Raw genomic sequence first — 13,190 nt, 5'->3', positions numbered from 1 at the left:
CGGGTGCGGGGCCAATTCGGTACACTTCAAGTCTTCTAAGTATTTTTCAAGGCAAGACTGTTATGCCATTACTTGACGCCATCGTTGCACAGGCCGATACCTTGCGCGCGATTCGCCGTGATATTCATGCACATCCCGAGTTGGCGTTCGAAGAAACCCGCACCGCCGATCTCGTTGCCGAGCGGCTTCAGGCCTGGGGTATACCTATACACCGTGGCTTGGGCAAAACGGGCGTCGTGGGCATCATTCGAGGTGAGCGCCCCGATAACGGCCGTACCGTGGGGCTTCGCGCCGATATGGATGCCTTGCCCATGCAGGAAGCCAACACCTTCGAGCATGCGAGCCGGCATCCGGGCAAGATGCATGCTTGCGGCCACGACGGTCATACAACGATGCTGCTGGGTGCTGCCCAGTATCTTGCCACCCATCGTGATTTTGCCGGAACCGTTTACCTTATTTTCCAGCCAGCCGAAGAGCAGGCGGGTGGTGCACGGGAAATGATCAAGGAAGGCCTGTTCGAACAGTTTCCCATAGAAGCTGTGTTTGGCATGCACAATATGCCGGGCATCCCTACTGGCACTTTTGCCCTTTCCTCGGGTCCGGTGCTGGCTTCGAACAGTGAGTTCACCGTCACGGTGCGCGGCAAAGGCGGACATGCGGCCATGCCTCATTTAGGTGTCGACCCTTTGCCTATCGCAGGGCAGATCCTGGGGGCCTTCCAGAACATTCTCAGTCGCAACAAGAAACCGCTGGAGGTCGCGGTGATATCGGTGACCATGATTCATGGTGGAGATGCCGTCAACGTCATTCCCGATACCTGTGAAATGCGTGGCACGGTGCGGGCCTACACCACGGAAACGCTGGACTTGATCGAGCGCCGCATGCGGGATATTGCCGAACTGACTTGTCGCGCCAACGAGGCGGAGTGCGACTTCGACTTCCAGCGCAAATATCCGGCCACGTTCAACCACGAGGCTGAAACCTGCTTCGCCCGTGGCGTGATTGCCGAAATCGTGGATGAGGATTGTTTGATTGCACAGGCGCCCATCATGGCCGCTGAAGATTTTGCCTTCATGCTTGAGGCAAAGCCTGGATGCTACGCATTCATCGGCAATGGCGATGGCGAACATCGCGAATTAGGGCATGGACAAGGTCCGTGCCTGGTGCATAACACCAGTTATGACTTCAATGATGAGGTGTTGCCGCTAGGCGCGACCTATTTGTCCAAGTTGGCGCTGGCGTGGCTCGAGCGTAAGCATGGAGGCGCAGGGCATTCAGCGTGACCAGTGCTGTGGCGCCGGTGTCGGCCAGCACGGCAACCCACAGGCCGGTAAAGCCCAGTATCGTGGTGATCAGAAACAGGCCTTTCAAGCCAAGTGAAAACACCACGTTCTGGTGAATGTTTGCCATCGTCGCTCGAGAAAGCGCCACTAGATGAACCACGTCCATGACACGATTTTTCAGTAGTGCGGCATCGGCGGTTTCAATAGCTACATCGGTGCCGCCGCCCATTGCGATGCCAATGTCGGCTGTGGCCAGGGCCGGCGCATCATTGATGCCATCGCCCACCATGGCAACCTTGGTATCGTCCTTGATCTTGTTGATAAGTCGAAGCTTGTCCTGAGGTAGTAGCTCCGCTACACACTCCATCCCTAGCTTATCGGCAATGACTTGGGCGCTGCGACGGTTGTCTCCGGTCAGCATGATGGGGCGTACCCCCATTGCCTTGAGTGTGGCCACCGCCTCGTGCGCGTCAGGCCTGGGTTCGTCACGCAATGCGACCAGTCCAAGCGCTACCCGACGTTGCTCATCCAGCAGAACGGAAACCGTCTTTCCCTCGAGCTGCAACGCTTCGATATGCGCAAGTTGTTCGGGCGACAGCGTAGCAGCCTGGACGGCGTATATTGGCGATCCGACGGTCAGTCGGTGTCCTTCTACTTGCGCATGCACGGCTTTGCCGGCGGTAGCCGAAGCGTTTGATGCGATAGGAATGAGCACTTGGGCTGCTTCTGCGTGGCTCACGATGGCCTTGGCGAGCGGGTGGCTGGAACCAGACTCTACACTGGCGCAAAGAGCCAGTACTTCTTCCTCCCGCTTTTGCCCCAAGGCAATGACGTTGGTAACACGTGGTTTGCCTTCGGTCAGCGTGCCTGTCTTGTCAAATGCGACCGCTCCGATCTGACCTATGAGTTCCAGTGCGTTGCCGCCTTTCACCAGTATTCCGCGGCGTGTACCGGCCGCCAGGCCTGAAGCGATGGCTGCCGGTGTCGACAGGACAAGCGCGCACGGGCAGGCGATCAGTAGTAATGCAAGGCCGCGATAGAGCCAGGTTTGCCAGTCGCCTCCTATGGCCAGTGGCGGCACGATCATGATCAGCGCGGCGATGGCCATGACTGCGGGTGTGTAATAGCGACTGAATTGCTCAATGAAGCGGGCGGTGGGCGCTTTAGCCGCCTGCGCCTCTTCGACTAGATGGATGATGCGGGAAATCGTATTGTCAGCAATGGTCTTTTCAACACGAATCCTGAGCACCCCGTCGATGTTGATGGAGCCTGCAAATACGTTGTCGCCGCTGACCTTGGTGCGAGGTATGGACTCGCCGGTGAGGGGAGACTCATCGAGGCTGGACGTGCCGTGGATGATCAGGCCGTCAGCAGGCACATGATCGCCAGGTCTTACCAGCACGAGATCGTCCACGCGTAGGGTGGCGGCCGAGACTTCGCGCTGTGTGCCCTGTGCATCAAGCAGTCGCGCCGTCTTGGGGACCAGTGATGCCAAAGCCTTGATGCCCGCGCGGGCTCGGCCAGCTGCCACGCTTTCCAATAGCTCGCCGACTGAAAACAGGAAGACGACTGCTGCCGCTTCTTCAGCCTCGCCAATAATGAGTGCGCCCAGTGCGGCTACGGACATCAGCGCCTCGATCGAGAAGGGCGATCCGGATCTGGCCAGGGCCCAGGCTTTACGGGTAAAAGGCAAGATACCAATGATGACGGCAACGGCAAATACCCATAGCTCATAAGCGGGGAAAAATAGTGAAATCGCGTAAGCGACGCCCATCAAGGCCCCCAGACCGATGACATGCCTGCCTTTCCGCGTTTGCCACCAGCGAGGTGCTGCATGGGTGAGTTTTTCGATGTCAGCGTTGGGCCTTGTCTTTGAACTTGTATCGATGGACACACCAAACCCAAGACTCTCGATGGTTCTTGCAATATCAGTTGCCTGGACTGCTGAATCGGATGCGAGTCTAAGGTTCAGCTTCTCGGCGGCGAAGTTCAGGTGAATATCGGAAACCCCGGGCAGGCGCCCCAGCGCCGTTTCAATCTTGCCGACACAACTTGCGCAATCCATACCTTCGATATGCAGGGAAATAGATGAGACGTTCGTGTCTTGGGGGCGAAATTGCATAAGAAATACTCCTTGGATAAGCTCATTAGAAACCCTATAGCAACTTCAAGGTCAAGTGCTTCCGTATTGCCTGGAAATTTTGATTTTCAGGGGAAATTAGTCTATAGTTACTTTAGGGTTTTAGCCAGAGAGATCATCATGCCAATCAAGATCGGCGAGCTTGCCAAATGTACCGAAACGACAGTAGAAACCATTCGCTTCTACGAAAAAGAAGGACTGTTGCCGGAGCCTTCGCGTAGCGGGGGCAACTATCGCCTGTACAACGAGGAGCACATTGAACGACTTCGATTCATCAGGCACTGCCGTACGCTGGACATGGCACTTGACGAGGTGCGTACTCTGCTCAGTTACCGGGATACACCTGCCGAGGATTGCGGAGATGTCAATGAATTATTGGATGAACATATCGATGCGGTCGAGGCGCGTATCGAGGCGTTGTTGCAGCTGAAAAAACATCTGGTAACCTTGCGCCACAAGTGCGTGAATACCGCATCGACTGAATCGTGTGGCATTCTTGGCGCTCTTGCCGACCAGTCGTGCCACCTTGCGGAGCCATATAAGTGATAAGTTTGTCCGGCGGAATCATACTGATTGCCGCGTTTGCGATCGCCTTTGCCTTGTCCAGATTGATCATAAAGAGTCGTGCGGCCAAGGCCGCTGCACAGGAGCAGCTGCGTACAGAGCAGCTTTTGCGTAATGCACCGCCTTCAGCGCCTGCTAAGAATAAAAGCAAAAAACGGCGCGAAGCGCGTATGAAACGCTGATCAGAAGCTGGGTCATTTGCATGCTATACAAACTGATACAGCATGGATTATTTTTGAAATAGGATTGGCAGTATGCTTGCCCTCATCCTGTTGATGAAAGGAATAAAAATGAAACTAGCCATAGCATTAGCTACCTCTCTTATTGCGGCAAGCTCATTGGCTTTAACTGCTCATGCGGCCCCGCCTGAAGGCAAGGGCCAGGGCAATAGCGCAAGTCATTCTGGCAAGGGTGGCAATGGCGGCAAGGGCAATCCGCATGCGTCCGGCAATTCAGGCCAGGGGAATTCGGGCTCTGGCAATGCAGGTAAAGGCGGGTCGGATATGCATGGTAATCGCAATCAAGAGTCTTACGCCAGCCAAGGCAAGGGGTCCCGCAGTTACGATTCTGGTCGTCGCTACGATGATCAAGGCCGCTATTACGACTATTTCGATGACCACAGGGATCGTGACGGCCATTTGCGCGGTGACGATTTGTTCGGTGATCTCGTTTATGCCGGTATTACTGCCGCTTTGGCGCGCGAGTATGCGCTGGATTTCGGCCTCGGAGGCTACTCCTCGTTGCCGCCCGGCATAAGAAAGAACCTGGCTCGGGGCAAGCCTCTGCCTCCCGGAATTGCCAAGCAAATGGTGCCTGGTTCGTTGTTGGGTCGCCTGCCGCGATACCCTGGTTATGAATGGCGCGTTGCCGGCACGGACTTGATTCTGATCTCTGTAGCCTCGGCCGTTATCGCTGATATTCTTTACGACGTCTTTTGACTGACGAAGGCAAGTTTGCTTGAAAGCAGACCAGGATGAGCCGCGGGTTCCGGCGGTTTATGTAACGGCGTAGTTAAACCCGTTAGAGCCACCGCCGAACCCGCATCTAAACCTTTTTGACGAATTCTGTTTTAAGGCTCATGGAGCCGAATCCCTCGATCTTGCAGTCTATATCGTGGTCGCTGTCGACAAGACGGATGTTCTTGACCCGAGTACCCATCTTGACGGTTCCCCCTGAGCCCTTGAGCTTCAGATCCTTGATCACGGTGACGGTGTCGCCGTCCTGCAGGACATTCCCAAAGGCATCGCGGTAGATTTTCTCTTCATTTTCAGCAGATGCGTTGTCTTGCTCCAGCCATTCATGGGCACATTCGGGGCAGATCAGAAGATCCCCATCGTTGTAGGTGTATTCCGATTGGCACGACGGACAAGCTGGTAAATTACTCATCATGAATCCTATGTTTATATAACTTACCCTGCGCTGAGGTCGTAAAGCGACCTATTGGCATGGTTAAACCTCTTCAAGAATGGACTGCAATTCGCCGTCTGCAAATTCCAGTGTGAAATTCCGTAGCGGAGCAGCGTCGTTTTCCTGAATATTGAGCTCTACGGTGCACCCGCACAGCGATGCACTTTCGAGACGCACTGCATCGTCCGCCATCCAGGCGCTTCCGGTAACTGCCTGGTATTTCTGTTGTAGCTCAACCTGATACAAGGTGCCGTCGAGGCCCTTCCACTCCCAAGCGCCTTCGACCTGAGCCGGCACAATCCATTTGTAAATATTGATGCCGTTTAACTGAAGCTGCTCATCGGCTATCCAGTCACCCATGTCGAAAAGCTGTGAAATGATGCGCGTACCCGGACGAAGCTCACTGAGCAGTCGTGGCCGCAACCTGACATTTACAGTATCCAGCAGGTAGAGCGTAACAACAGTTGCTGCGCTGATGTCGGCGGTGAAGATATCTTCTTCAATGAAATCGACCATGAATTCGACACGGGAGTTTCCGGCGTACTCCATGGCGTCGGCAATACGTACCGTATCTATTTCTATGCCAACGCTGCTGGCGTTGTAGTCTCTGGCGGCGGCCACGACAATGCGGCCATCGCCCGAGCCCAGGTCATAAAGAACGTCGTCCGCTCTTAGCTCGGCCAGGTTCAGCATAGCCTCAATCACTGGGTCATCAGTAGGCACGAAAGGTACATCCAGAAACTTATCTGGCCCAGGTGAATAATTATCAAAATCGTCGATCAAGTCGCTAAACAATGGCAATTTCCATGAATTTACGTTCTATATGTGGGTAACGCGAGGCGATCTGCTGATGGATTGCCCAATATAGCATTGCCAACGGTCCGTATCATGGCAGCCGTAATATTCCCCCTTAGCAGCCGGCTGAATCAGCGCCTGTTTTGTCATGGACGGCAAATCGTCCAATCATGGTGGCACTGGCCTCGTTGAGCCCAGCCACCTCTACGGACGTGCCTTCGCGTCGCAACTTGATGACCACCTTGTCGAGCGCGCCGACGGCAGAAATATCCCAGAAGTGCGCGGCCGAGACGTCCAGCACAACGTGGTCAAGAGTCTCTTTGAAATCAATCGCTTCGGCAAACCGTTCTGTGGAGGCAAAAAATACTTGCCCTGCATAATAATAAGTGCGGGTCAGGCCATCCTGTGACAGCCGTGAAGTCACCGCAAACAGCCGCTTCACTTTACCGGCAAAGAATACGCCACTCAGCAGGACGCCTGCCATCACACCCTGGGCAAGGTCATGCGTCCACACTACAACCACGACTGTTGTCACCATGACCACCGATGATTGCCATGGGTGTGAACGCAGGTCACGGATGGATCCCCAGCTAAAGGTACCGATGGAAACCATGATCATGACAGCCACCAGTGCGGGCATTGGGATTCTTGCCACCAGCGGCCCCAGAACGACGATCAGGAAAAGCAGGAATGCCCCAGCGACAAACGTGGAAAGCCGCGTTGAGCCACCTGACTTCACGTTGATGACGGACTGGCCAATCATGGCGCAGCCACCCATCCCACCCAGAAATCCGGTGACGAAGTTAGCAATGCCCTGGCCTTTGCATTCACGCCGTTTGTCGCTGGGTGTGTCCGTCAAGTCGTCCACAATTTGCGCGGTCATCATCGATTCAAGTAAGCCGACGGCCGCCATGGCCAGAGAATATGGCAGAATAATCTGCAAGGTTTCAAGGTTTAATGGAACGTCCGGAATCAGAAATGCTGGCAAGGACGAAGGAAGTCTGCCCATGTCGCCGACGGTGTTGACATTCAGACCGCCAAAGATAGAGATAACCGTGAGTACGATAATGGTGATGAGCGGTGAAGGCACGGCTCTGGTCAAGCGGGGAAACAAATAAATGATGGCCAGGCCACCCGCGACCATGGCGTAGGTTACCCACGTCACATTAGTCAGTTGGGGCAGTTGGGCGATGAAGATCAAAATCGCCAGCGCATTGACGAATCCTGTCACGACGGATCGGGACACGTATTGCATCAGCAGATCGAGGCGAAGAAACCCTGCAATGACTTGGAATACACCCATCAGAATGGTGGCTGCGAAAAGGTAGTCAACGCCATGCTCTTTAACTAAGGGCCCTACCAGCACGGCGACGGCTGCCGTCGCTGCCGAAATCATCCCTGGTCTGCCGCCGACTAAAGAAATGACCACAGCAATGGAGAATGACGCATAAAGCCCCACTCTGGGGTCGACCCCAGCGATGATGGAAAAGCCTATGGCTTCGGGAATGAGGGCGAGGGCAACAACAATACCCGCCAGAATGTCGGCACGAGGACTGGCCATCCATTCGCGGTGAAACGTGGAAAAAAAAGACATTGTGTGGCTAACCTGAAGTCAGCAAGCGAGGCTTCGCACCAATGGTGGTGTGATTGGCCTTGGCGTGTGCCGTGATGCGCTTTGAGTTGTCCGGGGGATAGGCGCCCGGCCGAGCCACCCGGCAAGGCCGGGTCCAGTTAAATCGCCGTCGCAAAACCCATTGCGGATGCAGCGACCCGAAATTTTAGCAGACGTACCTGGATTGATATTAGCCGCCCAGGCGCACGGCAAGTGCCGCCAGGGTGGCAAGCAATACGGGTAAGGTCAGCACGATACCGACCTTGAAGTAATAGCCCCACGTAATGGTCATGCCCTTGCGTGCCAAAACGTGCAGCCACAGCAGGGTTGCCAAACTGCCGATAGGGGTGATCTTGGGCCCCAGGTCGCTACCGATGACGTTGGCATAAATCATGGCTTCTTTGACCACGCCTGTTGCCTGGCTGGCATCGATGGACAGCGCACCCACCAGAACGGTAGGCATATTGTTCATGATGGACGAGAGCAGGGCAGTCAATACACCAGTGCCCAAGGTGGCCGCCCACAGACCGTGGTTCGCCAAATAGTCGAGCAGACCAGCAATCATTTCAGTTAGTCCGGCATTGCGCAGGCCATAAACCACCAGATACATGCCTAGCGAGAAAACTACGATGGGCCAGGGTGCTTCCCGTACAACTTTTCGGGTGCTGATTTTATGCCCGCGTCCGGCCACAATAAGCAAGGCTATTGCCCCCAGGGCAGCGATGGCACTCACGGGAATACCAAAGCCCTCCAAAGTAAAAAAGCTGATCAGCAGCAGTATCAGTACGACCCATCCAGCACGGAAAGTGGCCAGGTCGCGGATGGCTGCTTTGGGCTGCTTGAGCTGACTGTCATCGTAGTGATTAGGAATGCTGCGACGAAAATACAGCAACAAAACCAGCAAAGTGGCTGCGACGGATACAACGTTGACCGGAACCATGACCGCAGCATAGCGTGCAAAACTGATATCGAAAAAATCCGCGGAAACGATGTTGACCAGGTTGGATACAACGAGCGGCAGACTGGCTGTGTCGGCAATAAAGCCTGCCGCCATCACAAAAGCCAGCGTGGCTGCGGGGCTGAACCCCAATGCCAGAAGCATGGCCATCACGATAGGCGTCAGAATCAAGGCGGCGCCGTCATTGGCAAAGAATGCAGAGACCACAGCCCCAAGCAAGACGATCAAGGCGAATAAACGGCGGCCGCTCCCGCCGCCCCATCTGGCAACATGCAGTGCTGTCCACTCGAAGAAACCGGCCTCGTCCAGAAGCAGGCTGATTATGATGATGGCTACGAAGGTTGCCGTGGCGTTCCAGACGATCTGCCAGACTACAGGTATGTCGTTTAAGCTGACTACGCCGAAAGCCAGCGCAAGTGCTGCGCCGATTGATGCGCTCCAGCCAATGTTCAAACCACGTGGTTGCCAAATAACCAGGACGATGGTGACAATAAAAATTAATAGTGCAGCAAGCACGTGGATCTCTCTTTACGGCAAACGGGAAGACACCCCTGTGAAGGGCGCCGAAGATAACAAAATCAACTCACCAACGCTTGTGGGCGATGCACATTAGGGTAATAGGTCGCCAATGTGATCCAGTTCCGTCTTTAAGCATGCCGGATCATTTTTCAGCTCAGCAAGCGGCAACGCCAGGAAGGCTTCAATACGGGTGCGCAAAATGCGATATGCATGCTCGAATGCGGCATCGATTTCTTCGTCGGTGCCCGTTGCGTGGGCAGGATCGTCAACACCCCAATGAGTGCGAATAACTTGCCCCAGGTATGCAGGGCAGGTTTCGCCTGCAGCACTGGCGCAAACGGTCACGACGACATCCGGCGTGCGCGGTAAGTTATCCCACGATTTGCTGGAGTAGCCCTCTGCTGAAATGCCTTCGCGTACGAGCAGTGCCAGTGATCGGGGATGCACCTGACCTGTAGGATGACTGCCAGCGCTCATGGCGCTCCAGCCAGTAGGGGCGAGGTGGTTGAATGTGGCTTCAGCCAGGATAGAGCGACACGAGTTACCCGTGCACAGAAAAAGGACGTTCATATATGCGGTGCAAAAGAGATTGGGGTGGTGGGCTGACGAAAGGTGCTAGCGCTGACAGCCCTTCGGTACTTAAGGCGTTAAGAGGCGACCGTTTGCGTCGCCGGATTGCCCAGCGCATCGAGTTCTCGCTTGATGGCCACACGGTCCAGCGTGGTCAATGGCAGGCTATTGAAGATTCTGATGCGATTGGCGATCTGACGAAAAATCTTGTCGAAGTGCGCACGCTTTTCTTGATCGGTGCCTTCAAAAGCCGATGGATCCTCAAAACCCCAATGCGCGGTAATAGGTTGACCGGGCCATAAGGGACATTGCTCGCCAGCTGCACTATCACAGAGCGTAATCACAAAATCCAGCTGTGGGGCACCTGGACGAGCGAACTCATCCCAGCTTTTGCTGCGTAACTCATCAATCGGTAAACGAGCCGCCTGAAGGATTTCAATCGTAAGGGGATTGACGTGGGCCCCGGGATGACTGCCCGCGCTGTACGCCTTAAAACGATCCTGGCTGAAAGAATTGAGTAACGCTTCGGCCATGATGCTGCGCGCGGAATTGCCCGTACACAGAAATAGAGTGTTATAGACTTTATCGGACATGATAGTAGGGCTTCCACGATTGGATTAAGTAATCCGCTGGCTTCAAGGAGCCGGCGGCGATATTCATTGGGTTGCGTCCTGGGCATCGGCGCATACATCGTTACGAACGGGAAGGCATGGATTCCCACCACAGCAGTTTTCGGTCAAGTACGCCAACAGACTGTTCATCGAGTCGTATTTGACTGAATAAAAAACAAATCGCCCATCTTGGCGAGCGCTTAACAGATTGGCATTCACGAGTTCTTTCAGGTGAAAGGACAGCGATGATGGTGCGAGGCCTATCATTTCAGCCAGTTGACCAGCCGGTAGCCCCGCCGGTCCGGCCTGCATAAGCGTGCGATAGGCAGTCAGGCGGGATTCGTGAGCGATGGCAGCAAGCGCTTTAACGGCAAGTTTCATTTCCATATAACTATAATAATTGAAATGTTAAACTAATGCTACTTCAACGATGTGACGTGTCATAAATAAGCGCGACGGCTCGATGCGCTAGCCTAAGCCGGTACGTTCACGTGACTTGCTGAACTTTATTTCTGCTCATTTGGAAATGCTGATGACTACCTACTTTGCACCCACCGACTTGAGCTTGCCGATAGTTGACGAGTCCGTATTGGACACCCCCAATCATCACAAGCTTTCCTTGCAGAATGGGACAATGCACCCGCCCCGCATTCTTTTGCTCTATGGCTCGCTGCGCGAACGTTCGTACAGTCGACTGCTCACGGAAGAAGCGGCACGTATCTTGAACCGCCTGGGTGCGGAAACACGAATTTTTGATCCGCATGGCCTACCGCTGCCCGATAGCGTACCGGCAGATCATCCTAAGGTTGTGGAACTCAGGGCGCTATCAAATTGGTCGGAAGGACAGGTGTGGTGCAGCCCTGAACGCCACGGCACCTTAACGGGTGTGTTCAAGAGCCAAATTGACTGGCTTCCCCTGGAGGTGGGTAGCGTGCGCCCTACGCAAGGCCGCACGCTGGCTGTCATGCAAGTCAGTGGTGGATCCCAGTCTTTCAACGCTGTCAATGCGCTGCGAGTATTGGGACGCTGGATGCGGATGGTGACCATCCCTAACCAGTCATCGGTTGCCAAGGCCTATCAGGAATTCGACGAGAGTGGGCGTATGAAGCCCTCGTCGTATTACGACCGTGTCGTGGACGTGATGGAAGAGCTTATGAAGTTCACCTTGTTGGTTCGGGATCGCAGCGACTACTTAACGGACCGGTATAGCGAACGCAAGGGGGTGGCTGCCGAGGTCGCCCGCCTGGCAGAACGTGCCATGGAACAAGAGGCTGACACGACGGAAAGCTAACTGGAGAAGATGAACGTTTTTATCTACACCCAACTTACGCTGAGCAACCATCCACCCAGACCGCATGCCAGCACGACCAACCAGGGCGGAAGACGCCAGAACATCAAGGCAACGAAAGCCATCAGCGCCAGCCCAAAGTCAGTGGGACGATGGATCGCGCTAGTCCAGACCGGATCATAAAGCGCAGCCAGCAACAGGCCCACGACGGCCGCGTTGATGCCGCTTAGCGCGGCACGCATACGTCGATTGCTGCGCAATTGTTCCCAAAACGGCAAGGCGCCTGCCACGATCAGAAAAGAAGGTACAAAGATGGCAGCCAGGCAAAGCAGGCCGCCCAGCCACCCATTCGGTGGCAGCGTCATTGAAGCACCCAAAAAGGCTGCAAACGTGAACAGCGGACCCGGCACGGCCTGAGCGGCGCCATAGCCTGCCAGAAAGGTTTCATTCGCGACCCAGCCGTTGGGTACGACCTCGGTTTGCAATAATGGCAAGATGACATGCCCGCCACCAAAAACCAGGGATCCCGCCCGATAAAACACGTCAAACATAGACAAAGCCTGGCTTGGCCAGATATGAACAAGTAAAGGCAGCACGAGCAACAACACTACGCAACTCGCTAGAAACAGAGCGCCGGTTCGTCGGTTTACCGAAATATCCAGCGACTCATGCACAAGATCTTCATTCGGTTTGAATAGAAATAAGCCGATAAAGCCTGCTGCAATAATCACGCCCACTTGGCTTGATACACCAGGCCATGCCAAGACAATGCAAGACACGATAGCCATTATGGTGACTCGCGGGATCCCAATGCACAGGCTGCGCGCCATTCCCCATACCGCTTGCGCCACGACGGCCACGGCTGCAATCTTTAAACCCTGCAGTATTCCGTTAGGAACGGCTTCGCCCCAAGCTGAAATACCGAGTGCGAAAAGAATGAGTACGATCGCCGAAGGAAGTGTGAAGCCTAGCCAGGCCGCGAGTGCGCCGGTATATCCCGCGCGCGATAATCCCAACGCCAAACCGACCTGGCTACTGGCCGGGCCGGGTAAAAATTGGCAAAGTGCGACCAGATCTGTATAGCTGTGGTCACTGAGCCAGCGGCGTCGGCTGACAAATTCTTCTCGAAAGTAGCCCAGATGTGCAACAGGCCCGCCAAATGATGTAAGCCCAAGCCGAAGAAAAATGAGAAACACCTGCCCGGCGCTAGCCGCTTCTGCAGACTGATTTGGGGAGCCGAATGAGCTCATATCTACTTGCCTTTACGTTCGATACAAAAAATAGTTACCGCATCATACTCAACATTCTATGCAGCGAACCTTGTTTGCTTGTATGGCCTGTAACTCGACCGGCGGCACTCGTTTTTAAAAAATCTCCTCAATCGTGTTGTTGAGATAGAAATGCATAAATGACGACTTAACCGCCGAATAATAGGCCACCACG

General features: G+C 54.6%; 13 protein-coding genes and 1 other annotated feature. Of the genes, 4 read left to right on the top strand and 9 right to left on the bottom strand.

The window, feature by feature from the left end; all coding sequences use genetic code 11:
• Positions 1–62: 62 nt before the first annotated feature.
• Positions 63–1,283, top strand: a complete 1,221-nt coding sequence (locus tag ERD84_RS01675; RefSeq protein ID WP_130037634.1) for a M20 aminoacylase family protein — start codon at positions 63–65, stop codon at positions 1,281–1,283.
• On the opposite strand, the gene ERD84_RS01670 is transcribed toward ERD84_RS01675, so the two are convergent.
• Positions 1,186–3,405 (bottom strand): heavy metal translocating P-type ATPase, encoded by a 2,220-nt coding sequence (locus ERD84_RS01670; RefSeq protein WP_209019804.1) that lies wholly within the window; start codon positions 3,403–3,405, stop codon positions 1,186–1,188. The genes ERD84_RS01675 and ERD84_RS01670 overlap by 98 nt on opposite strands.
• A gap of 138 nt (positions 3,406–3,543) precedes the next feature.
• On the opposite strand from ERD84_RS01670, the gene cadR reads away from it, so the two are divergent.
• Positions 3,544–3,969 carry a Cd(II)/Pb(II)-responsive transcriptional regulator gene (gene cadR, locus ERD84_RS01665; RefSeq protein WP_130037632.1) on the top strand — a complete coding sequence of 142 codons (426 nt, stop codon included), beginning with the start codon at positions 3,544–3,546 and terminating at the stop codon, positions 3,967–3,969.
• Between the two features lie 308 nt (positions 3,970–4,277).
• Complete coding sequence (locus tag ERD84_RS01660; RefSeq protein WP_130037630.1) at positions 4,278–4,925, top strand: anti-virulence regulator CigR family protein; 648 nt, start codon at positions 4,278–4,280, stop codon at positions 4,923–4,925.
• Between the two features lie 106 nt (positions 4,926–5,031).
• On the opposite strand, the gene ERD84_RS01655 is transcribed toward ERD84_RS01660, so the two are convergent.
• From ERD84_RS01655 to ERD84_RS01625, 7 genes are all read right to left on the bottom strand, one after another.
• Complete coding sequence (locus tag ERD84_RS01655) at positions 5,032–5,373, bottom strand: zinc ribbon domain-containing protein YjdM (RefSeq protein WP_130037628.1); 342 nt, start codon at positions 5,371–5,373, stop codon at positions 5,032–5,034.
• A gap of 63 nt (positions 5,374–5,436) precedes the next feature.
• Positions 5,437–6,189, bottom strand: coding sequence for a class I SAM-dependent methyltransferase (locus tag ERD84_RS01650; RefSeq protein WP_130037626.1), 753 nt, complete (start codon positions 6,187–6,189; stop codon positions 5,437–5,439).
• A gap of 115 nt (positions 6,190–6,304) precedes the next feature.
• A complete protein-coding gene (locus tag ERD84_RS01645; protein ID WP_130037624.1) occupies positions 6,305–7,783 on the bottom strand; it encodes a SulP family inorganic anion transporter in 1,479 nt (492 codons plus the stop codon).
• An 84-nt stretch (positions 7,784–7,867) separates the two neighbouring features.
• Positions 7,868–7,921: a sequence feature (sul1 is cis-regulatory element that is thought to sense ions involved in sulfur or methionine metabolism; They are found in Alphaproteobacteria), on the bottom strand.
• Positions 7,922–7,991: 70 nt separating this feature from the next.
• Positions 7,992–9,275, bottom strand: a complete 1,284-nt coding sequence (locus ERD84_RS01640; protein WP_130037622.1) for an arsenic transporter — start codon at positions 9,273–9,275, stop codon at positions 7,992–7,994.
• Positions 9,276–9,368: 93 nt separating this feature from the next.
• Positions 9,369–9,848, bottom strand: coding sequence for an arsenate reductase ArsC (locus ERD84_RS01635; RefSeq protein WP_130037621.1), 480 nt, complete (start codon positions 9,846–9,848; stop codon positions 9,369–9,371).
• A gap of 77 nt (positions 9,849–9,925) precedes the next feature.
• Complete coding sequence (locus ERD84_RS01630; RefSeq protein ID WP_130037619.1) at positions 9,926–10,441, bottom strand: arsenate reductase ArsC; 516 nt, start codon at positions 10,439–10,441, stop codon at positions 9,926–9,928.
• Positions 10,442–10,504: 63 nt separating this feature from the next.
• On the bottom strand, positions 10,505–10,846 hold the full coding sequence (locus ERD84_RS01625) for an ArsR/SmtB family transcription factor (RefSeq protein WP_130037617.1): 342 nt from the start codon (positions 10,844–10,846) through the stop codon (positions 10,505–10,507).
• A gap of 145 nt (positions 10,847–10,991) precedes the next feature.
• On the opposite strand from ERD84_RS01625, the gene arsH reads away from it, so the two are divergent.
• Positions 10,992–11,750: an arsenical resistance protein ArsH gene (arsH, locus tag ERD84_RS01620; RefSeq protein WP_130037615.1), complete on the top strand. Its 759-nt coding sequence runs from the start codon at positions 10,992–10,994 to the stop codon at positions 11,748–11,750.
• A gap of 23 nt (positions 11,751–11,773) precedes the next feature.
• Here the strand turns inward: arsH and chrA are convergent, their stop codons facing one another.
• Entirely contained in the window at positions 11,774–12,997 is a 1,224-nt protein-coding gene (gene chrA / locus ERD84_RS01615) for a chromate efflux transporter (RefSeq protein WP_130037613.1), read from the bottom strand.
• Between the last annotated feature and the right edge of the window lie 193 nt (positions 12,998–13,190).

Origin of the sequence: Pollutimonas harenae (assembly GCF_004153685.1) — a bacterium.
In the GTDB taxonomy this organism is placed as follows: Bacteria; Pseudomonadota; Gammaproteobacteria; order Burkholderiales; family Burkholderiaceae_B; genus Pusillimonas_C; species Pusillimonas_C harenae.
This window is presented reverse-complemented; position numbering and strand designations above follow the sequence as displayed.